A 25838-nucleotide genomic window follows, 5' to 3' on the forward strand; every position below is an offset into this window, starting at 1 on the left:
GGAAGCCACACCGGGGTAATCAAGCGGATGTTCCACGCCTAACCGGGGGAAGGGAGCAAGAATGGGGGCAGGATCGCACGTTCGGCGAAAGAGTTGCGCGATGAAGGTCGGAGTGCCGCGAGAGGTCAAGAACAGCGAGTATCGAGTGGCGCTGACCCCGGCCGGGGTGCACGAGCTCGTCCGCCACGGGCACCAGGTGTTCGTGGAGCGCGACGCGGGTGCCGGGTCCGCCATTCCCGACGAGCAGTACGCCGCGGCGGGCGCCGTCCTGGTGCCCGAGCCCGACGAGCTGTGGGGCGAGGCCGACCTGGTGATGAAGGTCAAGGAGCCGGAGCCCGAGGAGTACCACCGGCTGCGCAAGGGGCAGGTGCTGTTCACGTACCTGCATCTGGCGGCCTCGCGCGGCTGCACGCGGGCGCTGCTCGATTCGGGGTGCACCGCCGTCGCGTACGAGACCGTGCAGGCGCCGGGCGGCGCGCTGCCGCTGCTCGCGCCCATGTCGGAGGTGGCGGGACGGCTGGCCGCGCAGGTCGGCGCCTACCACCTGATGCGCTCGTCAGGCGGCAGGGGCGTGCTGATGGGCGGCGTGCCGGGCGTGCACGCGGCGCACGTCGTGGTGATCGGCGCCGGGGTGTCCGGCATGAACGCCGCCGCCGTCGCCCTCGGCATGCAGGCCGAGGTGCTGCTGCTCGACAAGAACATCGACAAGCTGCGCCAGGCCGACCTCATCTACCAGGGCCACTGCCAGACCGTGGCGTCCAACACGTTCGAGATCGAGCGGGCCGTGCTGGAGGCCGACCTGGTCATCGGCGCGGTGCTGGTGCCGGGCGCGAAGGCGCCGAAGCTGGTGAGCAACGACCTGGTGAGCCGGATGAAGCCGGGCTCGGTGCTGGTCGACGTCTCCATCGACCAGGGCGGCTGCTTCGAGGACTCGCGGCCCACCACGCACGAGGAGCCGACGTACCGGGTGCACGACTCGATCTTCTACTGCGTGGCCAACATGCCGGGGGCGGTGCCGCACACCTCGACGTTCGCGCTGACGAACGTGACGCTGCCGTACGCGCTGGCCATCGCCGACCAGGGCTGGCAGCGGGCGATGCGCGCCGACCCCGCGCTCGCGCTGGGCCTGAACACGCACGAGGGCCGTCTCACCAGCCGCCCGGTCGCGCAGGCGCACGGGCTGGAGTGGACGGCCCTCGGCGAGGTGCTCGGGTGACGCCTCTTACTGCTGGGACTCGCTGGGCGACGGCGCCAGGGTCTCCATCGGCGTCTGCTGCTGGCCGGTGGGCTCGGGCGGCAGCGGGGCCTGGTCGGCGGTCGTGGTGATCGCGTCGGGGCCGCCGCAGGTGGCGCCGGGCTCAGGCGTGTCGGGGCCGTTCTGGTAGCGCTTGATGAACGCCTCGAGCTTCGGGTCCGCCGGGTCGGTCAGCTTGAGCTGGTGGCCCCAGGAGGACACCACGATCGGCGCCGGCAGGTTGGGGAACGGGCTCATCAGCATGTAGTCCTGCTGGCCCGTCGAGCCCGCGACCTCCTTGAGCTTGTCGACCTGGGCCTTGGCGAGGTCGGGGCGGTAGGTGATCCAGACCGCGCCGTGCTCCAGCGAGTGCACCGCGTGCTCGCTGTGGATGGGCTTGTCGTAGATGGCGCACTGCTGCCAGTAGTTGTTGTGCTCGCCGCCCACCGGCGGCGTCTCCTTGTAGGAGACCGCGTTCCAGACGTGCTGGCCGGCGTCGTACTTGACGCTGCTCACCGCGTCGAGCGAGGTCTCCTGGGCGCGTTTGACGAGGTAGAAGCCGACCACGCCGACAAGCACCACGATGATGAGCCCGCCTGTGCCCCACATGAGCAGCGCCGCGCGGCGCTGCTTGCGCCGCTGCTCGGCCCGCATCTTCTGCAGATGCTCGCGCCGCGCCTGCGCCTTCTCCTTCGTCATCGTTCCTCCATCGGCGTACCAACTCCGGGTCACCCTATGCCCTCCGGGCGTATGTGGAGAATAAGGCCCGCATAAGCATGCGATCACAGCTCCGCGCGCAGGTGGGTACGCTGGACGGGCCATGGAAAAGCCCGTGAGGAAACCCGTCCTGATCATCTGCGGTGTGCTGGTGCTCGCCGCGGCCGCGTTCCTGCTGTTCGGCCGTTCCGGCACGCCGGGCGACACCTCGCCCGAGGCCGGGTTCGCCCGCGACATGGCCGCGCATCACGCGCAGGCCGTCGACATGGCGTTCACCATCAGGGACAAGGGGCCCGCCAAAGAGATCTCCAGCCTGGCCTTCGACATCATCAACACCCAGGCCAACCAGCGGGGCATGTTCCTCGGCTGGTTGCAGCAGTGGGGGCTGGGCCAGGCCACCGACCAGCGGCCGATGGCCTGGATGAGCGGCCACGGCCACAACGCCGCCGCCGTGCCCGGCCTGCAGGGCGGCCTGATGCCCGGCATGGCCTCCACGCAGGAGCTGACGCAGCTCAAGCAGGCTCAGGGGCAGCAGGCCGAGGTGCTGTTCCTGCAGCTCATGATCCGCCACCATGAGGGCGGGGTGCAGATGGCCGAGGGGCTGCGGCAGCTGTCCACGCGCAGCGAGGTCGTCGGCATGGCGCAAAAGATCATCGACGGGCAGACCGGGGAGATCAAGCTGATGACCGACCTGCTCGGCAAGCGGGGCGCCCAGCCTCTGCCTTCGATACTGAAGCCGCAGTAGGCGCGATGCGTCCCGACGCGGTCGTCGTGGGGTCGGGGCCCAACGGGCTGGTGGCCGCCGTCCTGCTGGCCCGCGCCGGGCTGCGGGTGACGCTGCTGGAGGCGGCCGATCGGTTCGGCGGCGGGCTGCGGTCCGCCGAGCTGACGCTGCCGGGGCGCGTCCACGACGTCGGGGCGACCGTGATGGCGATGGCGCTGGCCTCGCCGGCCTTCCGTGAGCTGGGGCTCAAGGGGGTGGAGTTCGCGCACCCGCCGCTGCCCGCCGCACACCCGCTCGACGACCGGCCCGCCGTGCTGGTGCACCGCGACGTGCGGTGTACGGCGCGGGGGCTCGGCCGCGACGGGCCCGCCTGGCTGGCGAGTGCGGGCGCGGTGGCCCGCGGCGGTCTCCCCCTCGCCGAGCTGCTTCTCAAACCCCTGGGTCCGTGGGGGTCCCTGCCGCTGTCCGCGTTCGTACGAGCGGCCGCCTTCGGGGCCGTCGCGGCGCTGCCGGCGACCACGTTCGCGCGGACGGCGTTCCGTACGGTCGAGGGGCGGGCGCTGCTGGCCGGCATGGCGGCGCACTCGCTGCTCGACCTGCGTGCGCCGCTCACCACGGGCTACGGGCTCATGCTGGCCTCGCTGGCGCACCTCGTGGGGTGGCCGGTGGTGCGCGGCGGATCCCAGGTGCTGGCCGACGCGCTGGTGGCCGAGCTGCGGGCGCTCGGAGGCGAGGCGGTGAGCGGTCATCGCGTACGCCGGCTGGCCGAGCTCGACGCGCCCGTCGTCGTCCTCGACGTGACGCCCCGGCAGTTCCTCGCCATGACCGATGACCTGCCCGGCGGCTACCGGCGGCGGCTGGCCCGCTATCGCCACGGGCCGGGCGTGTTCAAGATGGACTGGGCACTCGACGGCCCGGTGCCGTGGCGCGATCCGGCCGTCGCGGGCGCGGGCACCGTGCACCTGGGCGGCACGCTGGAGGAGATCGCGCTGAGCGAGGCGGAGACGGCCGCCGGGCGGCACTCGCCCCGCCCGTACGTGCTGCTCGTCCAGCCGCACACGGCCGACCCGGCGCGCGGCGGCCACACGTTGTGGGCCTACTGCCACGTCCCCAACGGCTCTGCCAGGGACATGACCGACGCCATCGAGACGCAGATCGAGCGCTACGCGCCGGGCTTCCGCGACCGGGTGCTGGCCCGCCACGCGATGGGCCCGGCCGCGCTGGAGGCGGCCGACGCCAATCTCGTGGGCGGCGACATCTCGGGCGGGCTCGCGAGCCTCGGCCAGTTCGTCCGCCGCCCGGTCTGGTCCCCGGCGCCGTGGCGCACCCCGCTGCCGGGGGTGTTCCTGTGCTCGTCGGCCACGCCGCCGGGGCCTGGGGTGCACGGCATGGGCGGCTGGCAGGCCGCCCGCCTGGCCCTGCGGCCCTGACCGTCCCGTCCCGGCCAGGACGACAGCGGCGGGGCGGGCGGCGCACCGGGCGGTGACGCCTCAGGAGGGCGAGGCGGCGGCTTCCTCGGCGAGGGCCGCGGCGAAGGCGTCCACGTCCTCCTCCGTGGTGTCGAACGCGCACATCCAGCGCACCTCGCCCGTGGACTCGTCCCAGGTGTAGAAGCGGAAGCGCTTCCTCAGCCGGTCGGCGACGTCGGCGGGCAGCACGGCGAAGACCGCGTTCGCCTCGACGGCCCTGCTCAGCCGCACGCCGGGGACGCCTTCGACGGCCGCGGCGAGCCGCCTGGCCATGGCGTTGGCGTGGCGGGCGTTGCGCAGCCAGAGGTCGCCGGAGAGCAGCGCCTCGAACTGCACGGACACGAACCGCATCTTCGACGACAGCTGCATGTACGTCTTGCGCAGGTAGTCGACGCCGGTGGCCGCGTCAGGGTCGAGCACGACGACCGCCTCGCCGTACAGCAGGCCGATCTTGGTGCCGCCGAAGGAGAGCACGTCGACACCCGCGTCGGTGCTCAGCGCCCGCAGCGGCACGTCCAGCGCCGCCGCGGCGTTGGTGAGGCGCGAGCCGTCGAGGTGCACGGTCAGCCCGAGCCCGTGGGCGTGCGCGCAGACCTCGGCCAGCTCGTCGGGCGTGTAGACGGTGCCCAGCTCGGTGACGTTGGACACCGAGACCACCTTCGGCTGGGCGCGGTGCACGTCGCCGAACCCCCACGCCTGCCGGTCGATCAGCTCGGGCGTGAGCTTGCCGTCGGGCGTGGGCACCGTCAGCAGCTTGATGCCGCCCGCCACCTCGGGGGCGCCGCCCTCGTCGGTGTTGATGTGGGCGGACTCGGCGCAGATGACCGCCTCCCAGGGCGCGGTCATGGCCCGCAGGGAGACGACGTTGGCGGCGGTGCCGTTGAACACCGGCCACGCCTGCGCCGTCTCGCCGAAGTGCCGCTGGAAGACCTGCCGCATCGCCTCGGTGTAGACGTCGTCGCCGTAGGCGACCTGGTGGCCGCCGTTGGCCGCGGCGATGGCCTGGAGGATGTCGGGGTGCACCCCGGCGTAGTTGTCGCTGCCGAACGCCTTGAGCCGGGGGTCGTGCCGGGGAATCAAGAGGTGAGGTCCAATCGCGTGCCGTTGATCTCTTCTGCCGGGCGGTCGTAGAGGCCGCCGATGGCCGCTGCCAGGTCGTCGACGTCGGTGAACCCCGCGAACCTCGCCTCCGGCTTCGCCGCTCGCATGGCGGCGTTGACCAGGGCCTTCACCACGAGGATGACGGCCGCGCTGCCGGTGCCGCGCAGCGCGTCGGCCAGGGAGAGCGTCCACGCCTCGGCCGCGGCCTTGGCGGCGGCGTACGCGGCGCCGCCGGCCTCGGGCGCCTGCGCGGCCCGGGCGGAGACGATCACGAACCGGCCGTTGGCGCTGCGCCGCAGCAGCGGCTCGAACGCCAGCGAGACGTGCTGGAGCGTGCGGACGAGCAGATCGTGCAGATCGTTCCAGTCGTCGAGACTGGTCTCAGTGAACGAGGGCGCGCCGCGCCAGCCGCCCACCAGGTGGACGACGCCGTCGACGTGGCCGTGCTCACGCTCGACGCGAACGGCCAGCTCGTTGACGGCGGCGCGGTCGAGCAGGTCGCAGTCCTTCCTGCCGACCTCGATGACGGTGTGCCCGCCGTTGCGGAAATGAGCCGACACCGCCGCGCCGGTGGGGCCACCGGCCCCGGTCACCAAGATGATCATGCGCGGAGCCCCCTAGTCGATTCGACCACGTCCGTCAGCTTACGGCGCAGGGCCTCGTAGAACATGCTCAGGGGGAACTCGTCCGGCAGCACCGCGTCCACCTTGGCCTTCTGCTCCTCGGGCAGCGCCGCGATCCCCTTGGCCCAGGTGGAGGCGGGGTGCGGGGCCACGTACGCGGTGACCAGCTCGTACGCCGCCAGCCAGTGCGCCAGCTTGGACCGGTCGATGCTGTCGCGGTAGAGCTTCTCCACCTCGCCGCGCAGGTCGGCGACGCCGATGGCGACCCGCTCCCAGTCGATCGAGAGCCGGTTGTCGGTCCAGCGCACGATGTCGTTGCGGTGCAGGTAGGCGAAGAGCAGCTGGCCGCCCAGCCCGTCGTAGTTGCGCACCCGCTCCCCCGTGATCGGGAAGCGGAACAGCCGGTCGAACAGGATCGCGAGCTGGACGTACCGGGCGTACGGCACCCCGCGCCGCTCCAGCTGCACGGCCTCGCCGAACGCGGTCAGGTCGCAGCGCAGCTCCTCCAGCGAGTACAGCCAGTACGGCATCCGCTGCTTGATCATGAACGGGTCGAACGGCAGGTCCCCGTGGCTGTGGGTGCGGTCGTGGACGAGGTCCCACAGCACGTACGTGTCCTGGGCCAGCCGCTGCGAGTCGAGCAGCCGCTCGGCGTCCGGCGGCAGGTCGAGCCTGAGCGTCTCGGTCGCGGCCTTGGCGACCCGGCGGAAGCGCGCGGCCTCGCGGTCGGCGAAGATGCCGCCCCAGGTGAAGCGGGCCGGGGTGGTGCGCACGGCGACCGTCTCGGGGAACAGCACGGCCGAGTGGGTGTCGTAACCGGAGGTGAAGTCCTCGAACGCGATCGGCACGAACATCGGGTTGTCGTAGCCGCCCGCCTCCAGCTCGGCGAGCCAGCCCGGCCAGATGGTCCGGATCCAGACGGCCTCCAGGTTCCTGTTGGGGTTGCCGTTCTGGGTGTACATGGGGAAGACGACGAGGTGTTCCAGCCCGTCCTCGCGCTGGGTGTCGGGGTGGAACAGGTCGAGCGAGTCGAGGAAGTCGGGCACGCCGAGGCCCTGGGCGGCCCACTTGGCGAGGTCGTCGCGTACGGCCTGGAGGTAGGCGGCGTCGTGCGGGAAGTGCGGGGCGAGGCCGGCCACCCGCTCGGCGACGGCCGCGACCAGCTCGCCGGCCCGCTCCTTGTGCTCATCGGGCACCGAGCCGTCCTTGACCTGCAGCGGGCGCAGCTCCTCCACGGCCTCCTTGAGCCGGGCGAACTTCGCGGCCTTGACCTCGTCGCGCTCGGCGCGGCCGGCCTCGTCGCCGGGGACGCGGGCGGCCCAGGTGATCACGTTGCCCCAGAGCCTGCGGTGGTCGTGGTCCTCGATCGAGTCGTCGCCGAACAGGTCGGAGTCGGCGAACACGACGACCCGGCCTTTGCCGTGCCGCAGCGCGACGGCCAGCGGCGCGTTCGCCGGCGCGGCCGACGGCGAGCTGCTGAACAGGACCTCGGCGTCCTCCGCGCTCAGCACACCCGAACGGTAGAAGCAGGCCGTACGCACGCCGGCCAGCAGCCCCGAATCCGTGGAACGTTCCGCCAGCACCCAGGTCGCCACGCCGCGGTAGGCGTGACCGGGGTCGCGCACGGTGGCGTGCTCCACGCGCACGCCGAAGCGGGCCAGCAGGCCGGCGAGGTTGTTGCCGTACTTGTCCTGCTCCTCCTCGGCCAGCACCACCAGGCCGCCGCCGTCGCCGACGTACGCCTCGATCGCGTCCAGCTCGGCGGAGGTGAAGACCGGGCTCCCGTGGCCGGTCGTGCGCTCCCAGCGCGGATCCGACGGGTGCGCGATCACCAGGACGTCCTGGGCGGCCAGCGTCTCCGCGTCGAGCGGGCCACCGGTGTGGGCGGCGACGGTGTGCCCCAGGTGCCGCAGCAGCCCGGCCGCGCGGGCGTAGCTCGTGTCGTCGGGATGGGCGGGATTGACGGCCTCCGCGAGCTCACGGCGGATGGTCCACGACTCACTGTGCGCCTCGTCGAACAGCACCCTGGGGAACGACTCCATGAAATATCTCCTGTATCTACCGCCTTATGCCGAAAAATATACACACACCTCTCGCATGCTCCGCCAATCCCTCCCGAATGGCGAGACACTTACGCGGCTCCCGGCCGTACGACGCCCGTCTCGTACGCGAACACGACCGCCTGCGCCCGGTCCCGCAGCGACAGCTTCATCAGCACCCGCGCCACGTGCGTCTTGACCGTGGCCTCGCCGACGTACAGCTTCCCGGCGATCTCCGCGTTGGTCAGCCCGCGCGCCATCAGCCGCAGCACCTCCAGCTCGCGCGGCGTCAGCTCGTCCAGCGCGGGCGAGTGCACCGGCTCGGCCCGCCCGGCGAACGTGGCGATCACCCGGCTGGTCACGGCCGGGTCGAGCAGCGCGTCACCGGCGTGGACGACCTTGATGGCCTCGATGAGCTGCTCGGGCGGCGACACCTTGAGCAGGAACCCGCTGGTGCCGGCGCGCAGCGCGGCGTAGAGGTTCTCGTCGGTGTCGAACGTGGTGAGCGTGATGATCTTCGGCGGCGACGGCGCGCCGAGGAGCTCCCTGGCCGCCGACAGCCCGTCCTGGCGCGGCATGGAGATGTCCATGAGGACGATGTCCGGCCGGGTGCGCCGCGCGACGGCGACGGCCTCCCGCCCGTCGGCGGCCTCACCGACGACCTCCATTCCGGGGTCGCTCTCGACGACCATGCGCAGCCCGGCCCTGACCATCGCCTGGTCGTCGGCGATCACGATGCGAATGCCCACAGGCGGAGGGTAGACGCCGGGCGTCCCCCTGAACACCCGCCGGACGGGCGTGCCAAGCCGGTCGCAAGCGGGTTCCAAGATCAGGGCACGTGGACGCTCTGCCTGATGCGGGCCTGCACGGCGTCGTCGCAGGTGGTGCGGGGACAGAAGTACATGACGAGCATGGTCTTGGGCTCGCGGTCGATCACGTAGCTGACGAAGCCCAGCCTGGTGCCGGTGCCGGGGTCGTGCAGCGAGCCGTCGAAGCGGGTGGCCGGGCTGTTGCCGGCCTGGTCGAGCACCGGCTTGCCGAGGTCGACCTGGCCCGGCAGCAGGGCCTCCATCTTGGGTTTCATCAGCTCGGACGTGCCGCTGGCGTCGAGGGTGTCGGAGACCTGGACGTACACGCCGGACAGGCTCTCCGGGTCGTCGGCGAAGATCTCCGCGATGCGCGACCAGTCGGCCCCAGGACCGGCCACGAACAGCTGCTCCAGCTCCTGCGCGTGCGGCGAGGCGACGGCGAAGAGGTCCTGGTGGGTGCGGACGGTCCAGTCGCCCGGGTAGTCGAAGGTGAGCGGGGCGGCGGCGCTGGTCTTGTAGCGGGTCCAGGTCTCGCCGCGGTTGTTCATGATGACGACGGCGACCAGCGCGAGCGCGGCCACGGCGGCGACCAGCGTGGCCACCACGACGGGCAGCCGGCCGGGCCGCTTCCTGGCGGCGGCGGGCTTCGTGGGCGGAGCGGCGCCGGGCCCCGTGGCCGGTCCCGCCGTCGCGGTGGCGCGAGGGGCGGGGGCCGCGAACGACGGCACGGAGTGGGGGCCCGAGTGCGGGCTGGGGCTGGGCCTCGGGATGAGGTGCGGCCCCGAGCCCGGCCCGCCGTACGGGTCGTACGCCGGCCCGCTGATCGCGTCGCGCAGCGCGGCCACGAACTCCGAGCACGTGGCGTAGCGCTGCTCGGGCGACTTGGCCAGGGCCCTGCTCATGACGGCGTCCACCTGGGGCGGCAGCTCGGGCCTGATCTGCGACAGCGGCACCGGCTGCTCGGCCAGGTGGGCCCAGAGCAGCGCGATGTCGTTCTCGCGCTGGAACGGCAGCCGCCCCGACAGCGCCTCGTAGACCACGCAGGCCAGCGCGTACTGGTCGCAGCGGCCGTCGATGTGCTCCTTGTTGATCTGCTCGGGCGACATGTAGCGGGGCGTGCCGATGAACTGGTCGGTCTGCGTCAGCCCCGAGATGGACGAGCGGTGCTTGGTGATGCCGAAGTCGGTCAGGTAGACGTGGTCGCCGGCCAGCAGGATGTTGGCCGGTTTGATGTCGCGGTGGATGAGGTCGTGGGCGTGCGCGGCGTCGAGCGCGGCGGCCGTCTGGGCGAAGATCTGGTTGGCCGGGCCGAGCGGCAGCGGGCCGCGGTCGTGGATGAGGCGGCGCAGGTCGAGGCCGTCGACGTAGCGCATGGCGATGTAGAGCACGCCGTCGGCGTCGGCGTTGGCCTCGTAGATCGGGATGATGTTGGGGTGCTCGATGCTGGCGACCGTCCTGGACTCCAGGATGAAGCGCTGCCTGAACCTGTCGTCGACGCTGAGCACCGGGTTGAGGATCTTGAGGGCCACGCGGCGGCTCAGCCTGGGGTCGAGCGCCAGGTAGACGACGGCCATGCCGCCCTTGCCGACGATGTCCTCGATGTAGTACCCGGCCACCTCCTGGCCGATGAGCGATCTTTCGTTCAATGGCATCACGTCTCGATGGGGTGGCCGCAGTAGCCGCAGAAGCGGTGCGCCGGGCCGAGTCTCATGCCGCACGAGGTGCAGTACTTGATCGCCGGGTCGGGCGCGGTCATCACCTGCTGCTGCTGCGGGACCACGTGGAACGGCTGGGACCGCCGCACGACCACGGTCTGGTCGGAGCCTTGGTCGAGTGGTGGGCCGGCCGCCAGGGGCTGTGGCGGTTCTGTCGGTATTTCAGGAGTGCGGCGGCGCCACAGCAGATACGCCCCGCCGCCGGCGGCGGCGAAAAGTATCGCGGCGGCCAGGATCAGCGGCCACAGCGGGGACGAGGGCTCCATCTGCCGCGCCGTCCGCCTGGTGCCCTGGTCCTCGGGGCCGCCCCGCTTGGCCAGCGAGGTCTTCAGCAGCTCGGCGGCCACCACGTTGCCCGGGTAGAGCTCGAGCACGCGCTGGAAGCCGGGCGCGGCCTCGGTGTAGTACTGCGTGTGGTAGCGGGTGAGCGCGGCCTCGAAGGCCGTGTCGATCGCGCCTCTGCGCGGCACGACCTTGGCCTCGGCCAGGATGCCGGTGACCTCCCTGATGCCGATCATCCGGCCCTCCTTGCCGCCGCCGACCAGCAGGCCGATGACGTGGCCGTCCTTGTCGCCGATCACGGGGGCGCCGACCATGCCCTTGTCGGCCAGGCCGCCGAGCTTGACCGGCTCGTCCACCTTGTTGTCGGGATCGGCGAACGGCCGGCCGCCGTCGCCCGCCGCGCCGCCCTTGCCGAGGTGGGCGATCTCGACGGTGTGCGTGACCTTGGGCCCAGGACGGCCGAGGAAGCCCGCCACGTTGGTGGGCGAGCCCGGCTGATCGGGCACCTTGTCGGCGAGCGGCGCGGTCGGCATGCCGACGCCGCCGGCGGACGGGGTCTCCGGCACCAGGACGGCCGGGGAGTCGGGCTTCGGCCCTGCCTTGATGCACGTGACCTTGAAGCCGTCGGGGCTGGCCGGTGAGACGTTGGGGAAGGCGGTGATCTCGGTGGTGACGTCGATGATGCAGGTGGCGGTGTCGCTCTCGGGCGTGTAGCACTGCTGGAGGTGGCGGTCGAGTATGTCGTCGTCGAGGCGGTGCTTCTTGTAGTCGGCGGGGATCTTGACCTTGTGGTGTTCCGCGAAGATCTTGTTGGCCGCGTAGACCTCGACGTCGTCGGGGTTCACGGCCAGCCGGCGCAGGGCGACGATCGTGCCGTCGGGGCTGATGACCGTGCCCGTCCCGGCGGCGAACGGGATGTCGTAGGACCGCTCCACGTGTTTGAGCTCGCCGACGTGGTCGAGCAGGGTGATCTCCACATGGGAGACGGCCTCTAGACGTACGACGGCGGGGCTCACCAGGTCGGTGATCCCGCTCGGATGTTCGTGCGCCGACGCCGGCAGTGCGATGAGGACCACCGCCACCGCGATGCCACCGGCAAGGGCTCTGAAGCGCGCCATCTCTCCGCTCCAAACGCACGACTAGGACCAGCGTCCCAATCAGGTGCCGTAAGTCAATAGACCGCTACGTAGACAAGCGCTTGCTCGGGGACATAACGTACCTGAATGGGCATCACGATCGGCGTCGATGTCGGCGGCACCTTCACCGACGTGGTCGTTCGCAGCACGTCCGGCTCGATCTCCGTGGCCAAATGTCTGAGCACCCACTACGACCCCATCGCGGGGATCGTCACCGGCGTTACGCGCGCGCTCGCGGGGAGCGACCCAGCCCAGGTCACGAGGGTGGTGCACGCCACGACCCTGGCCACCAACGCGGTACTGGAACGCACCGGGGTGCGCGTCGCGTTCGTCACGACCTGCGGCTTTCGTGCCACGATCCCGCTCGGCCGGTACGCCCGCGTCGAGGAGGACCGCTACGACCTCCGCTTCACCCCGCCGCCCCCGCCCGTCTCCCCCGGCGACTGCTTCGAGGTGACCGAGCGCGTCTCGGCCCGCGGCGAGGTGCTCACGCCGCTCGACCCCGACTCGGTACGCCGGGTCGCCGCCGAGATCGCCGGCCGCGGCATCGAGTCGGTCGCCGTGTGCTTCCTGCACTCCTACGCCAACCCGGCCCACGAGCGGCAGGCCGCGGCGATCCTGCGCGAGTCGGTCAAGAACGTGGTCGTCTCCTCCGAGGTCTGGCCGGAGATCCGCGAGTACGAGCGGGCCACCACCACGATCGTCTCGGCCTACGTCGGGCCGCTGATGGCGGCGTACCTGTCGCGGCTGCGCGAGCGGCTGGCCGGCATCGGGATCCACGCGCCCGTCCACGTGATGGAGTCCGGCGGCGGGGTGCTCTCCGCCGAGCTGGCAGCGCGGCGGGCGGTCGCCACCATCGAGTCGGGGCCCGCCGCCGGGGTGCTGGCGGCGGCGGGAGCCGGGTTCGCGGACGCGATCTCGTTCGACATGGGCGGCACCACCGCCAAGACCTGCGTCATCAGGGGCGGGCGGCCGGAGATCACGCACGAGTTCCACGTCGGCGGCAAGGGCAGCTTCGGCGGGCGGCGGGCGGGCACCGGCGTGCCGATCAAGACGCCCGCCATCGACCTGGCCGAGGTGGGAGCGGGCGGCGGCAGCGTGGCCTGGCTCGACCCGGCGGGCGCGCTGCGCGTCGGGCCCCGCTCGGCCGGCTCCTCCCCCGGCCCCGCCTGCTACGGCCTGGGCGGGGACGAGCCGACCGTCACGGACGCGAACCTCGTCCTCGGCTACCTGTCGTCGGCCTCCATCCCGCTCTCCCCCGGCCTCGCCGGGGCCGCCCTGGACCGGCTCGCCGGGCCGCTCGGGGTGTCGCGGGAGGAGGCGGCGTACGCCGTGCACACGATCGTCAGCGCCTCCATGGCGTCGGCGGTGCACGTGGTCACCGTGCAGCGGGGCATCGACCCGCGCGGGTTCGCGCTGGTCGCCTTCGGCGGGGCCGGGCCCATGCACGCGGCGCGGGTGGCGGAGCGGTTCGGGATCGCGACCGTGGTGGTGCCGCCGTACTGCGGGGTGGCCTCGGCGGCCGGGCTGCTCGCGGGCACGCTGTCGGCCGACCGGGTGCTGACCCGGCTCGACGCGCCGGACCCCGAGTCCGTCTTCACCGCGCTCGCCGCCGACGCCGCCGACGACCTGGACGTCCCGCTCGCCGCCGCCACCGTGACCCGCTCGGTCGACGCCCGCTTCCGCGGCCAGGCGCACGAGCTCACCATCCCGTGGACCCCCGACCGCGCCACGCTGGAGTCGCGGTTCGCGCGGCGCTGCGAGGAGGTGTACGGGATCGCGCAACGGGGCGAGATCGAACTGGTCAGCTACCGCGTACGCGTCACCCTGCCACCCCCTCCCATGGAGAGTGCGGAAGAGCCCGTGGCGACGACGGGTGGGACGCCGGGCTCGCGGCGGGCGTACTTTCCCGAGTGCGGGGGCCGTGCCGAGGTGCCCGTGCACACCAGGGAGACACTCGGGGGCGCGGGCGCGCTCTGTGGTCCCGCCATCGTCGAGGACCCCGAGTCGGCCATCGTCGTACCGCCCGGCTGGACCGCGGCACTCACCGGCACCCGCGCCGTCCACCTCACCAGGAGGAGCGAGCCGTGATGGACCCCCTGACCGCCGAGGTGCTGCGCAACGCGCTCGTCGTCGCCGCCGAGGAGGCGGGCATCGTGGTCGTGCGGTCGGCGTACTCGACGTTCATCGTGGAGGGCTCCGACGCCTCGGCCGCGATCCTCGACGTACGGGGGCGGCTGATCGCCCACTCCATGGCCACCACGCTGATGAACAGCATGGCGCTCAAGGTCGCGCTCCCCGAGCTGCTGCGCGACTTCCCGCCCGAGACCATGACACCGGGCGACGTGTACGCGCTCAACGACGCCTACCGGGGCGGCGTGCACACCAACGACCTGCTCGTCTACCGCCCGGTCTTCGTGGACGGCGTCCCCGCGTACCTCACCGCCACCATGATCCACGTCTCCGACCTCGGCGGCCTCTCGGCGGGCGGCATGGCCCCGCTGGCCACGGACATCTTCCTGGAGGGCCTCCAGCTCCCGCCGGTGCGCCTGGCCACCCGCGACGGCCTCGACCCGGCCATCGAGGCCATCCTGCGGGCCAACAGCCGCACCCCCGGCAAGGTCGTGGGCGACGTACGGGCCCTCGTGGCGGGCACCGCCGTCGCCGCGACCCGCCTGGAGGCGCTGATCACCGAGTACGGCGTGCGCGGCCTGGCCGAAGGCGTGGACCACTACCTCGACCACACCGAGGCGCGGACCAGGGCGGCGCTCGCGGAGCTGCCCTCGGGTCGGTGGGAGGCGGCGTACCCGATCGACGACGACGGCATCGATCCCGAGAAATCGCATCACGTCCGGGTGGCCGTCGTCCTCGGCGACGGGGCCGCGCGGCTCGACTTCACCGGTACCGGCCCGCAGGTCCCGGCCGCGATCAACGCCTCCGCGTCGCAGTCGCTGGCCGCCGCCGTGTTCGCCGTCCGCTGCTTCCTCGACCCCGCGATCCCCATGAACGACGGCTGCCTGCGCGCCATCGACGTGCACCTGCCCGAGGGCAGCCTGCTCAACGCCCGCTCCCCCTACCCCTGCGGCGGCCGGTACGTGCCCGTCTACGCCGCCATGGAGGCCGTCTTCCAGGCGCTGTCCGACGCGGTGCCCGAGCGTGCCATCGCGGCCGGCGGGATCCTGCAGCCGTTCTCGATCGCGGCCGTCGGGGCGCCGTACTGGATCCATCTGTCGTACGACTTCGGCGGCGCCGGCGCCCGGCGCGGCCTGGACGGGCCCGACGCGACCGGCGTGCACTTCGGCATCGGCCGCAACTCGGTGCCCCAGGCCGAGCCGGTGGAGAGCCGCTGCCCGATCATCGTGGAGTCCATCGAGACCGTCCCCGACTCGGGCGGCCCCGGCCGCTACAGGGGCGGCCTGGGCTCCCGCACGGTCTACCGCTTCCTGGCCGACTGCCACGTCACCACGCGCGGCGACCGCCTCCGCCTCCCGCCACCGGGCCGCGACGGCGGGCAGCCAGGCCGGGTGGGCGGCTTCTACCGCCGCCACCGGGACGGCACCGTGGAACGCCTCCCCTCAAAGGCGAACAACGTGCGGTTCACGGCCGGCGAAGCCTTCATCGTGGAGACAACCGGCGGCGCCGGCCTCGGCCCACCCACGGCCCGCGAGAGGTCGGCCATCGAAACAGACCTCGCCACCGGCCACCTCACCCGACGAGGCGCCGAAAAGGACTACGGCTTCACGCCAGATCAGTCAGATCACCGGGATCGAAACTGACGGGGAAGGGCTCGGACAGATCGGCTCGCGCACCTGCCCGGAACACGACCGGCTCGGCATAGGAGTCGCCATCAAGCTCATAGACATGCAACGCGGGCCCCTGCCCAGGCTCAAGCCGCCAGTGAGCAGGGATACCCGCCGCTGCGAAAGCCGCATTCTTCAGGTTCCGATCCACCGCCGCAGTCCCCGGACTGACGACCTCCACCGCCAGCAGCACATCCTCCGGCCGAAACATCAGTCTCACGGACTTGGCCGCAACTTTCGGCACGACGACGAGATCGGGAATGTAGAAGTCGCTGTCGCTCGCCCGCACGTTGACTGTCGACAGCACCTTCAGGTGGGCGGGCTTGGCTGCATGCAGAATCATCTGCAGCGCGAAGATGATGTCCTGATGGACGGGGGTGGGGGCAGGACTCACTAGCAGGCTCCCGTTGAAGAGCTCGTATCGGAACCCGTCATCCGGGATCTCGAGCAGGTCGTCGACGGTGAACGGCGCGCTGAGCGCCTCGGTCCGCGCGACGTGCTTGGCCGGTTCGATCGTCGCCATTGCGGTCACCCACTCAGTATCGGGAGTCAGACCCTCGTGCACATGCTACTTACCCAAGAAGGTTGACCTTGAGTGATGGTCTCGCCACGCTTCGGCGCCGCGTAGGACGGCGGTGTGGACGGCGCGGGCCGCGCGGGCGCCCCAGTCCGAGCGGGGGCCGCCGAACAGCTCCTGCGGGCCGTCCGCGCGGGCCGCGACGCAGACGGCGTCCGAGGCGGTGCCGGTGCCTGCGAAGCCGGCTTCGAGCATGGCCTGGGTCTTCGCCTCGGTGACCGTCATCACGGTGTTGACCAGGGCCGCGTCCGTCATGGCGACGGGCAGGGCGACCACGATGTTGATGGTGCCGACGCGGATGGGGGCCAGCTCCGGGTCCTGGTGGCCCTCAGGGGCGGCGGCCCAGGTGGGGACGCGGAGCCCGACCGTGGCCCAGGCCCGTACGCCGCCGTCGGTGGCGCGGACGTACCGGTCGACGGAGGCGGCCGTCATCATGCCGACCCCGGCTCCGCGGGAGGGCCCGAGCGAGATGAGGTGGTCGGCCGGGTCCATGCGCGCGTACCCGGCCACGACCTGGGCGTTCAGCACCCACTCGCGCTCGCCGATGCCCCCGCCGAGCGGCGCGGAGGAGATCATCCGCCACCCGGGGCCGAACTCCCACAGCAGCGCCCCGAGCCTGGCGCCGTCCTCGACGCGGTAGGTGAGCTTCATGTCCCTCCCCTGACGAGATGCACGACAGGCCGCCCGTCGGGGCCCGGCTCGATTTTGACCTGCGCGTCGAAGTGCCGTCCGACGAGTTCCTCGGTGAGCACGGCGGCGGGCTCGCCGGTGGCGGCGGCGCGGCCCTCGGCGAGCAGCAGGAGCGAGTCGGCGTACAGGCCGGCGACGGTGAGGTCGTGCAGGGTGGTGACGACGGTCAGGCCGTCGGCACGGCGCAGCCGATCGACCAGCTCCAGCACCTGCTGCTGGTGGCCGAGGTCGAGCGCGGTGGTGGGCTCGTCGAGCAACAGCACGGGCGCCTCCTGCGCGAGCGCCCTGGCCAACACGGCGCGCTGCCGCTCGCCGCCGGACAGCTCGCCGACCGGCCGCATCGCGAGCCCGGTCAGGTCGAGCCGCTCCAGGACGGACTCGGCGACGGCCCGGTCGTGCCCGCTCTCGCGCCCCAGGTAGGGGATGTACGGCGTGCGCCCGAGCAGCGCGTAGTCGAAGACCGTCATGTCGGGCGGCAGGGCGGGCGTCTGGGGCGCGTACGCGACGAGCCTGGCCCGCTCGCGCGGCTTGAGCGCGGCGGCGGGCCGCCCGCCGAGCGTGACCTCGCCCCGGTGCGCGACGAGCCCCATGACGGCCTTGAGCAGCGTGGACTTGCCGGCCCCGTTGGGCCCGATGACGGCGGTCCACTCGCCGCGCCGCACGTGCAGGTCCACCTGGGAGAGCACCTCGCGCTCGCCCAGCCGTACGGTGAGCCCGCGTGCCCCGATCACGTGACCACCCGCCTGGTCATGCGCAGGACGGCGACGAAGAACGGCGCCCCCACGAACATCGTGACCACCCCGATCGGCAGCTCGGCGGGCGCGAGCACGGTGCGGGCGACGAGGTCGGCCATCACCAGGAAGGCCGCGCCGCCGATGAGCGACAGCGGCAGCACGATCCGGTACGAGCCGCCGGCCAGCCGCCGCACGACGTGCGGGACGACGATGCCGACGAACCCGATGAGCCCGCTGACCGCGACGGCCGCGGCGGTGGCCAGGGAGGCGGCGAGCAGCACGACGAAGCGCACCCGCCCGGCCCGTACGCCGAGCCCCGCCGCCTCCTCGTCGCCCACGGACAGCACGTCGAGCATGCGCCCGTGCAGCAGGAGCAGGACGGCGGAGACGGCGGCGTACGGCAGGACGAGCAGGAGCTGGTCCCATCCGCCGCCGACGTCGCCGAGGATCCAGGCGTAGATGCGCTGCAGCTTCTCGACCTCGAACTGCTGCAGGAACGTCTGGATCGCGGTGAGGAACGAGGTGACCGCGACGCCGGCCAGGACGAGCGTGGCGGTGCCGCCGTTGCGTCCCGCGGTGTTGCCCAGCGTGTACGCCAGGAACACCCCGCCCACCGCCCCCGCGAACGCGGCCACGGGCACGCTGGCGGACGGCAGCAGCACGATGGCCGCCGTCGCCGCCAGCCCGGCCCCGGCGGCCGCGCCCAGCAGGTAAGGGTCGGCGAGCGGGTTGCGGAAGACGCCCTGGTACCCGGCTCCCGCCATGGCGAGCAGCCCGCCGACGACGGCGGCGACCAGCACCCTCGGCAGCCGCAGCTCGAACAGCAGCCCCTGCTCGACCGGGGCCAGCCCCGAGTCGACGTGGGTGAACGGCAGCCAGTCCGCGACCTGGAGCACGACCTGCCAGGGCGAGATGTCGGCGGCCCCGTCGAGCAGCCCGGCGATCATGCACCCGGCCAGCAGGACCAGCGCCCCGGCGATCCAGAGCGGCCGCGCCCGCGCGGGCCGGGCGCCGGCGGGGCGGGGCCGGGCGGGGCCGGCCCGCTCCGCCGCGTCAGCCCGCGCGGAGCCGGCCGGTGCCGCCCCGTCGGGTCGGGCGGGGCCGGCGGGTTTCGCCATCGTCAGCCCGTGCCGTCGGTCTTCGCCGAGGCCTTGGTGACGGCCTCGCCGATGCTCCTGGCCAGGTCGACCACGCGCGGCCCCCACCGGGAGGCGATGTCGTCGTCGAGCTCGGTCACCCGGTCGTCCTTGATGGCGGACAGGTTCTTCCAGCCGGGCCGGGCGGCCAGCGCGTCCTTGTTCTGCTGGCAGCACTTGACGTCGGCGAGGAAGATCAGGTCGGGGTCGGCCTGGGCGACGAACTCGGCGGACAGCTTGGGGTAGCCGCCGGCCGCGTCGGGCGCCTTGTCGGCGATGTTGGTGAGCCCGAACAGGCCGTAGATCTGCCCGATGAACGTCTTGGACGTCACGGCGTAGGGGGTCTGGTCGAGCTCGTGGTAGTAGGTGAGCTCGGTGTCCTTGGGCGCCTTGGCGGCGAGGTCCTCGATGGCGGTCTTCATGCCGGTGACGACCTTGTCGGCCTCGTCCTGGTGCCCGGTGGCCGCGCCCAGCTCGGAGATCTCCTCGTACGCCTCGTCCAGCCCGGTGGCGGCGGGCTGGTGCAGCACGGGCACGTTCACCTTGCCCAGCTCGGAGACGACGTCGTCGAGGTCGTCGGACAGGATGACGAGGTCGGGCTTCTGGGCGACGATGGCCTCGACGTTCGGCTTGAAGCCGGACAGGTCGGTCTTGGGGGCCTCAGGCGGGTGGTTGGAGCGGTCGTCGACGGCGACGACCTGGGAGCCCGCGCCGATGGCGTAGAGGGTCTCGGTGTGGGTGGCCGAGAGCGAGACGATGCGCTCGGGCCGCTTGGGGATGGTGACCTTGCCGTTGGCCGCTTCGACGGTGACGGGGAAGCCGGCGGCCGAGGGGGCGGCGGAGGGGGCGGCGGACGCTGAGGTGGGGGCTGCGCCGGGGCCGGCTGTGGTGCCGGTCTGGCCGCAACCGGCCAGGACGAGCGTTCCCAGCAGCGCGCCCGCGAAGGCCGTGCGTACGGGCCTCACGAGTAGTCCTTTCACACTGTTGGAACCGAGAGACCCGCTGGTAGTGACGGATCACCCTTTTCCACGAGGGTTGATGTGCGTCGGCGCGGAGGCAGGCGACCTGGCTATGACAGTTGCGGGACAGCGCCGGACTCTCACCGGACTTCGCTGCGCTCTGCGCGTCGGGCAAACGCTATCAATCCCTCATACGCCCGCCGCGTCAAGGGGCGAGTTGGGCCTCCGCCTCGGCGATGATCCGCTGGATGCGCAGCCCGTGCGCGGCGTCCAGGGGGTGGCCGCCGCCCTTGCGGACGGTGGCGGCGAACTCCTCGGCGACCCTGGCGAAGTGGTCGTCGTCCCCGTCGCGGGGCGGCAGGACGGCGTTGCCGGTGCGGCCGTACACGGCGATGGTGGACGGCGGCACGTCGCCGCCCGCGGCCATGCTCAGCGACGCCTCGCTGACCGCGCCGCCCTCGTGCTCCAGCAGCAGGCCGATCCAGCGCAGCGGGTGGCCGTGCGCGCGCACGCCGGTGACGGGGCCGAGCGCGGCGTCGAGCACGTCGATCACGTGCGGTCCCACGTCGAGCAGGGCGCCGCGCTCCAGCCGCCAGGGGGTGGCGAAGGGGTGGTCGCCGAGCAGCGCGCCGGAGATGTTGGCGGCGTGGCCGCCGAACGGCTCGACCTCGGCGCAGCGGGCCAGGAAGGCGCGGGTGGCGGCGGTGTAGCGCATGGTGAAGACCATCTGGGAGGCGACGCCGGACTCGGCGACGGCGTCCGCGACGCGCTGGGCGGCGTCGAGCGAGTCGGCGAGCGGCTTCTCCAGCAGCAGCGCCTTGCCCGCGCGGGCGGCGCGGACGGCGTACTCGGCCTGGACGGCGGGCGGGACGCAGAACGCGACGGCCTCGCAGTGCTCGAACAGCTCCTCGACCCGCTCGAACACCGGCGCGCCCAGCTCGGCGGCGGCTTCGGGGCGGCGGGCCCAGACGCCGGCCAGCCGCGTGTGCGGGCTCTCGGCCAGCATGGGCGCGTGCGCCATGCGCGCCCAGGGTCCCGCCCCGATCAGTCCGACCGCCACCGGCTCCATGCACGTCCTCCTCAGGAAATCAGGATATTTCCCACCATAGAGGAGAAGATCACCACTTCACGAGCAGGCCCGTCAGCCCGCGGCCCACGAGCGACCTGCGGTACGCGATCTCCTGCCCGGGAACCAGCCGCAGGCCGGGCAGCCGCCGCCCGAGCACCTCCAGCGCCGTGCGCAGCTGCAGCCGGCCCAGCGCCGCGCCGACGCAGAAGTGGATGCCGTAGCCGAAGACCAGGTGGTCGGCCGCGTTGGGCCGGTCGATCAGGAACCGCTCGGGCTCGGGGAAGACGCTCTCGTCGTGTCCCGCCGAGTCGGTGGACAGCAGCACGAGCGAGCCCGCCGGGATCGTCACGCCGTGCAGGACGACGTCGTCGGTGGCGTACCTGAACGAGCCCAGCGAGGCTCCGTCGATGCGCATGCACTCCTCCGACGCGCCCGCCAGCAGCGGCTCCGGCACCGGCCAGCGGCCCTCCCTGAGCAGCCGCAGCACGGTGTTGCCGAGCTGGTTCGGCACGGTGTCGTTGCCGCCGAGCAGGATCGTCGAGATCAGCTCGACCACCTCGCGGTGGGTCAGCTCGGCGCCGATGAGCGAGGTCATCAGGGACGTGAAGTCGTCGCGCGGGCGCGCGGCGCGCTCGGCCACCAGGCGGTCCACGTACGCGAGGTAGTCGAGGAAGCTCGCGGCCAGCTCGAGCTGGCGCTGCGGCGGCTGCGGCGACAGGAAGAGCTGGAACCAGTCCTTGACGTGCGCCTGCACGAACGCCTCGTCCTCCTCCGGCACGCCGATGAAGCGGGCGGTCAGCTTGACCGACGGCTCGTGCCCGATCTCGGTGACGAAGTCGGCGGCGCCGCACGGGGCGAGGCGGTCGAGCAGGTCCTCGTTGAGCCGCCGGAACTCCTGCTCCAGCGCGGCCACCGCGCGCGGCGTGAACGCCCGCGACACCGACCCGCGCAGGCGGGTGTGGTCGGGCGGATCCACGTTGGCCACGAAGCTCGACAGGAACGAGCCGTGCTCGCCCAGCTTGTCGCGGGTCTCCTGGGTGAGGCTGCGGGAGATCGTCAGCGAGCCCTTGGAGGAGAAGCGGCGCGGGTCGCCGTAGGCCGCGCGCACGTCGGCGTACCTGGTCAGCACGTACGCCCCCAGCTGCGCGCTGCGGAACACCGGCGCCTCCCTGCGCAGCCTGGCCAGGAACGGGTACGGGCCGGCCACGTGCCAGGCGGCGCTCACGTCGAAGTCGCCCAGGGTCGCGTGCTCGGTCATCCGAAGATCCTCCGCGGGTTGCCGACGAGCATCTGGTGGATCTGCTCCTCGGTGACACCCCTGGCGCGCAGCGCGGGCAGCACGTCCTGGGAGATGTGGAGCAGGTGGTAGCGGGGGTGGCGGCGGCGTACGACGGCGGCGTCGAACCGGTCGTTGAAGCAGTAGGAGTCGTGGCCGAGCACCATGCGCCCGGCGTGGCCGCGCTCGCACATCGCGGCCACGACCGCCACCCGGTCGTCGAACGGGCAGATCGTGTCGATCCCGAACCTGTCCATGCCGAGGTAGGAGCCGTTCGCCACCAGTTCCTCCAGGTAGGCGAGGTCGGTGGAGTCGCCGGCGTGGCCGATGACCACCCGGCCGAGGTCCACGCCCAGCGAGGCGAGCAGCTTCTGCTGCTCAAGCCCGCCCCTGGAGGCGCTGTGCGAGTGGGTGGTGATGGGCGCCCCGGTGGTCAGGTGGGCCTCGGCGACCGCCCTGAAGACCCGCCGGCAACCGTCGGTCATGCCCTGCCGGTCGGAGGCGCACTTGAGCATGGCCGCCTTGACGCCGGTCCGGCCGATACCCTCGGTGAGGTCGCGGACGAAGAACTCGGCCAGCCGGTCGGGCCCGCCGAACAGCGAGCCCGGCCCGCGGTTGCCGAAGTACGGCGGCAGCGCGTCGTAGGTGTAGAGCCCGGTGGCGGCCACAATGGTGACCGAGGTCAGCTCGGCCACCCGCTGCACGGCGGGGACGTACCTGCCGAGGCCGACCACGGTCAGGTCCACGACGGTGTCGATCCCGGCCGCCTTGAGCGCGTCGAGCTTGGCGGCGGCCTCGCGGGCGCGCGTCTCCAGGTCCCAGCCCTCGGGGATGTCCGGCCAGTTCCACAGGATCTCGGGGCTGAGCCCGAAGACGTGCTCGTGCATGAGCGTCGCCCCGAGCTCGGCGACCGGGCCCGTCACGGTTGCAGGCACGGGAACCTCTCGTGCTCGAACGGCCGGTTGACCTGGAGGCCGAGCCCGTCGGTCTGGGCGTAGGGCAGGCCGGTGTAGAGGGCGTCGGCGTCGAAGTAGGTGACGGTGAAGGACAGGCGGGGGCGGTCGTGGCGGTTGGCGGGCGCGCCGTGCACGGTCAGCGCGTGGTGCACGGTCGCGTCGCCGGCTTCGAGGTCGAGCGGCGGCGACAGCTCCAGCTCCTTCAGCCAGGGGTGCTGGGTGAGCTGGTCGTCATCCGGGCGGGTGAAGCTGCGACCGAGCAGGCCGTGGCGGTGCGAGCCCGCGTAGAAGCGCAGCGCGCCCATGCCGGCGGGCACGTCGGCGAGGGCGAGCCAGACGGTGAGCATGGCCGAGCGGTCCATCGGCATCCAGGGGAAGTCCTGGTGGAACTCGGTGGCGCCGTGCTCGCCCGCCTCCTTGACGAGCAGGTTGGTGACCTGCACGCGGACGGCCCGCACGCCGTGCAGCAGCCGGACGGCGTTGCGTCCCATCTGGGGGTGCAGGGCGAGGGCGGCGAACGCCTCGTCGGTCGCGGCGACGTCCCTGGACTGGCCGAACGCCGCGTCCACCGGGCCGCGATGCTCCCTGGACCGCTCGCTCAGGTGCTCCAGGGCGCGCTCGCGCAGTGCGGCGGCGGTGGCGGGGTCGATCAGCCGGCTCAGCCTGACCCAGCCGTGCGCGGCGAAGAAGCCCGCCTCGGCGGCGGTCGCCTCCCGTACCGGGATCTCCATGGGCACAGTCTCGCACCAGAGCAAGCGCTTGGTAAGACCTCCGTCTACACTCGGGGCCATGCGGCGGTTCAGGTTCGGCGCGGTGATCAGGCAGGCGGAGTCGGGGCGCGCGTGGGCGGAGAAGGCCAGGCGGCTGGAGGGCGCCGGGTTCGACGTGCTGCTGGTGCCCGACCACCTCACCGGCGACAGGTTCGCGCCGATCGCGGCCCTGACGGCGGCCGCGTGCGCCACCGGGCGGCTGCGGGTCGGCACGCTGGTGTTCGCCAACGACTTCCGGCATCCCGCCGTGCTCGCCAAGGAGGCCGCCACGCTGGACGTGCTGTCGGGCGGGCGGCTCGAGGTGGGGATCGGCACCGGCTGGATGGCCGCCGACTACGCGGGCGCGGGGCTGCGGCTGGAGCCTCCCGGCGTACGGGTCGAGCGGCTGGGCGAGGCCCTGACCGTGCTCAAGGGGCTCTGGGGCGACGGCCCGTTCAGCTTCGACGGGCGGCACTACCGCGTCACCGGCCTCGACCAGCGCCCCAAGCCCGTGCAGCGGCCCCGCCCGCCGCTGGTGATCGGCGCGGGCGGCGCGAGGATGCTCCGCCTGGCCGCCCGGGAGGCCGACGTCGTCAACCTCGCCCTGCGGGTGCTGCCCGACGGGAGCGGCCCCGACGTACGCGACGGCGGCCCCGCCGCGCTCGAGAACAGGCTGGCCGTCGTCAAGGAGGCGGCCGGTGACCGCTACCCCCGCCTGGAGCTGGGCACGAGCGTGATGGCGGTGGGCGAGCTCAAGGCCGACGAGTCGTGGAGCGCCGCGCGGACCGCGCCGCTGGAGGGCACCCCGCAACTCCTGCTCGGCACCCGGCAGGACATCGCTGACCAGCTCCGCCACTGGCGGGACGAGCACGACCTGTCCTACTTCGTGCTGCACCACGAGCGCGATCTGCCCGCCTTCGAGCCCGTCGCCGAGGAGCTGGCGGGCACCTGACGGCGGGCGGCCCGGGGCCGTAGCGGATGATGGGGGCCATGAACGAGATGCTGCTGCTCCGGCACGGAGAGACCGAGTGGAGCAAGGCGGGCAGGCACACCGGCCGTACGGACCTGCCTTTGACGGAGCACGGCGAGGAGCAGGCCAGGGCGCTGGCGCCGCTGGTCAAGGAGCCTTTCCAGCTGGTGCTGGTGTCCCCCGCCCAGCGCGCGGGACGCACGGCCGAGCTGGCCGGGCTGAGCGGGTACGAGGTGGACCCCGACCTGTGGGAGTGGGACTACGGCGGCTATGAGGGCATCACCACGCCGCAGATCCGCGAGACGCGGCCCGGCTGGTACCTGTGGCGTGACGGCGTGATCCCCGGCGACGCCGACCATCCCGGCGAGAGCGCCTCCGAGGTGGCGGTGCGCGCCGACCGGGTGATCGAGCGGGCCCGCGCGGTGGACGGGCGGGTGGCGCTGGTGGCGCACGGGCACTTCCTGCGCGTGCTGGCCGCCCGCTGGCTGGGCCTGGCGCCCGAGGAGGGACGGCTGCTCAAGCTCGACACCGGCACGTACTCGCGGCTCGGGTACGAGCACGCCGAGCCGGTGCTGCTGACCTGGAACGCCCCTGTGAGTTAACCGACCTTCGCGCGCAGGGCCGACTCGTGCAGCGCCCTGCTCACCAGCCGGCCGCGTAACGACCCGAGCGCCGGGTCGTACGACAGCGGCTGCTCCCAGAGGGCGACGAACACGCTCTGCGTCACCTCCTCCGCGTGCGCCTGGCTGCCGGTGACCGCGACCGCGACGCCGTACACGTACGGGCCGTGCCGGTCGTAGGCGTCGGCCAGCGCGTCGAGGTCGCCGGCGGTCAGGCGCGCGCACAGGTCCATCAGGTTCTCCCGAGGGGCCCGTCGCCTTCAGGCGACGGTGGAATCGGGAGCGGGAAGGCCGTCAAGTCCCCAGCGTGCATTGATCTGCCTGGTCTGCGCATGAGAGATCTCCGTTTCGTCGCGCATGAGGTGGACCGCGCTGTTATAACGATCGTGTGCGTCAAGGCCGACGAACACTTCACCTCCATCACCTGCGTGCCGAGTTCGGCCATGTGCGTTC

General features: G+C 72.5%; 24 protein-coding genes. 7 read left to right on the plus strand and 17 right to left on the minus strand.

Annotated features, from left to right (window positions below; translation table 11 throughout):
* The first annotated feature begins 100 nt into the window (after window positions 1-100).
* The gene (gene ald / locus ACFFR3_RS15960; protein WP_345400704.1) at window positions 101-1216 is read left to right on the plus strand and encodes an alanine dehydrogenase; all 1116 of its coding nucleotides are present in this window, start codon (window positions 101-103) and stop codon (window positions 1214-1216) included.
* A 6-nt stretch (window positions 1217-1222) separates the two neighbouring features.
* Here the strand turns inward: ald and ACFFR3_RS15965 are convergent, their stop codons facing one another.
* Window positions 1223-1933 (minus strand): thioredoxin-like domain-containing protein, encoded by a 711-nt coding sequence (locus ACFFR3_RS15965; RefSeq protein ID WP_345400701.1) that lies wholly within the window; start codon window positions 1931-1933, stop codon window positions 1223-1225.
* 133 nt (window positions 1934-2066) lie between these two features.
* Between ACFFR3_RS15965 and ACFFR3_RS15970 the strand changes: the two genes are divergently transcribed.
* Window positions 2067-2696: a DUF305 domain-containing protein gene (locus ACFFR3_RS15970; RefSeq protein ID WP_364374606.1), complete on the plus strand. Its 630-nt coding sequence runs from the start codon at window positions 2067-2069 to the stop codon at window positions 2694-2696.
* A 5-nt stretch (window positions 2697-2701) separates the two neighbouring features.
* Window positions 2702-4105, plus strand: a complete 1404-nt coding sequence (locus tag ACFFR3_RS15975) for a phytoene desaturase family protein (protein WP_379483341.1) — start codon at window positions 2702-2704, stop codon at window positions 4103-4105.
* Window positions 4106-4165: 60 nt separating this feature from the next.
* Here the strand turns inward: ACFFR3_RS15975 and ACFFR3_RS15980 are convergent, their stop codons facing one another.
* The 6 genes from ACFFR3_RS15980 to ACFFR3_RS16005 all read right to left on the minus strand — a co-directional run bounded on the left by ACFFR3_RS15980 (window position 4166) and on the right by ACFFR3_RS16005 (window position 11831).
* On the minus strand, window positions 4166-5224 hold the full coding sequence (locus ACFFR3_RS15980; RefSeq protein WP_364374612.1) for a threonine aldolase family protein: 1059 nt from the start codon (window positions 5222-5224) through the stop codon (window positions 4166-4168).
* On the minus strand, window positions 5221-5850 hold the full coding sequence (locus ACFFR3_RS15985) for an SDR family NAD(P)-dependent oxidoreductase (RefSeq protein WP_345400686.1): 630 nt from the start codon (window positions 5848-5850) through the stop codon (window positions 5221-5223). The genes ACFFR3_RS15980 and ACFFR3_RS15985 overlap by 4 nt, the downstream gene beginning before the upstream one ends.
* On the minus strand, window positions 5847-7910 hold the full coding sequence (locus ACFFR3_RS15990; protein ID WP_345400683.1) for a DUF6421 family protein: 2064 nt from the start codon (window positions 7908-7910) through the stop codon (window positions 5847-5849). Before ACFFR3_RS15990 ends, ACFFR3_RS15985 begins: the two co-directional genes overlap by 4 nt.
* 89 nt (window positions 7911-7999) lie before the next feature.
* Complete coding sequence (locus ACFFR3_RS15995; protein WP_345400680.1) at window positions 8000-8656, minus strand: response regulator; 657 nt, start codon at window positions 8654-8656, stop codon at window positions 8000-8002.
* Window positions 8657-8736: 80 nt separating this feature from the next.
* Complete coding sequence (locus ACFFR3_RS16000; protein ID WP_379483342.1) at window positions 8737-10368, minus strand: serine/threonine-protein kinase; 1632 nt, start codon at window positions 10366-10368, stop codon at window positions 8737-8739.
* Window positions 10368-11831 carry a zinc ribbon domain-containing protein gene (locus ACFFR3_RS16005; protein WP_345400674.1) on the minus strand — a complete coding sequence of 488 codons (1464 nt, stop codon included), beginning with the start codon at window positions 11829-11831 and terminating at the stop codon, window positions 10368-10370. Before ACFFR3_RS16005 ends, ACFFR3_RS16000 begins: the two co-directional genes overlap by 1 nt.
* A 105-nt stretch (window positions 11832-11936) precedes the next feature.
* On the opposite strand from ACFFR3_RS16005, the gene ACFFR3_RS16010 reads away from it, so the two are divergent.
* Both ACFFR3_RS16010 and ACFFR3_RS16015 read left to right on the plus strand, forming a co-directional pair.
* Window positions 11937-13940, plus strand: a complete 2004-nt coding sequence (locus ACFFR3_RS16010; protein WP_379483343.1) for a hydantoinase/oxoprolinase family protein — start codon at window positions 11937-11939, stop codon at window positions 13938-13940.
* Window positions 13940-15625: a hydantoinase B/oxoprolinase family protein gene (locus ACFFR3_RS16015; RefSeq protein WP_364374645.1), complete on the plus strand. Its 1686-nt coding sequence runs from the start codon at window positions 13940-13942 to the stop codon at window positions 15623-15625. The genes ACFFR3_RS16010 and ACFFR3_RS16015 overlap by 1 nt, the downstream gene beginning before the upstream one ends.
* On the opposite strand, the gene ACFFR3_RS16020 is transcribed toward ACFFR3_RS16015, so the two are convergent.
* From ACFFR3_RS16020 to ACFFR3_RS16060, 9 genes are all read right to left on the minus strand, one after another.
* Window positions 15588-16172 (minus strand): Uma2 family endonuclease, encoded by a 585-nt coding sequence (locus ACFFR3_RS16020; protein ID WP_364374627.1) that lies wholly within the window; start codon window positions 16170-16172, stop codon window positions 15588-15590. The genes ACFFR3_RS16015 and ACFFR3_RS16020 overlap by 38 nt on opposite strands.
* Window positions 16173-16217: 45 nt before the next feature.
* Window positions 16218-16877 (minus strand): adenosylcobinamide amidohydrolase, encoded by a 660-nt coding sequence (locus tag ACFFR3_RS16025; RefSeq protein ID WP_364374630.1) that lies wholly within the window; start codon window positions 16875-16877, stop codon window positions 16218-16220.
* A complete protein-coding gene (locus tag ACFFR3_RS16030) occupies window positions 16874-17647 on the minus strand; it encodes an ABC transporter ATP-binding protein (RefSeq protein ID WP_345400661.1) in 774 nt (257 codons plus the stop codon). Before ACFFR3_RS16030 ends, ACFFR3_RS16025 begins: the two co-directional genes overlap by 4 nt.
* On the minus strand, window positions 17644-18768 hold the full coding sequence (locus ACFFR3_RS16035; RefSeq protein WP_379483344.1) for a FecCD family ABC transporter permease: 1125 nt from the start codon (window positions 18766-18768) through the stop codon (window positions 17644-17646). Before ACFFR3_RS16035 ends, ACFFR3_RS16030 begins: the two co-directional genes overlap by 4 nt.
* Before the next feature lie 2 nt (window positions 18769-18770).
* Window positions 18771-19751 (minus strand): ABC transporter substrate-binding protein, encoded by a 981-nt coding sequence (locus ACFFR3_RS16040; protein WP_379483345.1) that lies wholly within the window; start codon window positions 19749-19751, stop codon window positions 18771-18773.
* Window positions 19752-19950: 199 nt separating this feature from the next.
* On the minus strand, window positions 19951-20814 hold the full coding sequence (locus tag ACFFR3_RS16045) for a Gfo/Idh/MocA family protein (RefSeq protein ID WP_364383504.1): 864 nt from the start codon (window positions 20812-20814) through the stop codon (window positions 19951-19953).
* Window positions 20815-20863: 49 nt separating this feature from the next.
* Window positions 20864-22072 (minus strand): cytochrome P450, encoded by a 1209-nt coding sequence (locus ACFFR3_RS16050; protein WP_379483346.1) that lies wholly within the window; start codon window positions 22070-22072, stop codon window positions 20864-20866.
* Entirely contained in the window at window positions 22069-23025 is a 957-nt protein-coding gene (locus ACFFR3_RS16055) for a phosphotriesterase family protein (protein ID WP_379483347.1), read from the minus strand. The genes ACFFR3_RS16050 and ACFFR3_RS16055 overlap by 4 nt, the downstream gene beginning before the upstream one ends.
* A complete protein-coding gene (locus ACFFR3_RS16060; RefSeq protein WP_364383495.1) occupies window positions 23010-23777 on the minus strand; it encodes a phytanoyl-CoA dioxygenase family protein in 768 nt (255 codons plus the stop codon). Before ACFFR3_RS16060 ends, ACFFR3_RS16055 begins: the two co-directional genes overlap by 16 nt.
* Before the next feature lie 58 nt (window positions 23778-23835).
* On the opposite strand from ACFFR3_RS16060, the gene ACFFR3_RS16065 reads away from it, so the two are divergent.
* The gene (locus tag ACFFR3_RS16065; protein WP_379483348.1) at window positions 23836-24747 is read left to right on the plus strand and encodes a TIGR03621 family F420-dependent LLM class oxidoreductase; all 912 of its coding nucleotides are present in this window, start codon (window positions 23836-23838) and stop codon (window positions 24745-24747) included.
* A 38-nt stretch (window positions 24748-24785) separates the two neighbouring features.
* Window positions 24786-25367, plus strand: coding sequence for a histidine phosphatase family protein (locus ACFFR3_RS16070; protein WP_345400641.1), 582 nt, complete (start codon window positions 24786-24788; stop codon window positions 25365-25367).
* Here the strand turns inward: ACFFR3_RS16070 and ACFFR3_RS16075 are convergent.
* Complete coding sequence (locus ACFFR3_RS16075; RefSeq protein WP_345400638.1) at window positions 25364-25618, minus strand: sigma factor; 255 nt, start codon at window positions 25616-25618, stop codon at window positions 25364-25366. The genes ACFFR3_RS16070 and ACFFR3_RS16075 overlap by 4 nt on opposite strands.
* Between the last annotated feature and the right edge of the window lie 220 nt (window positions 25619-25838).

It is taken from the genome of Nonomuraea salmonea, from assembly GCF_042428605.1.
GTDB lineage: Bacteria > Actinomycetota > Actinomycetes > Streptosporangiales > Streptosporangiaceae > Nonomuraea > Nonomuraea salmonea.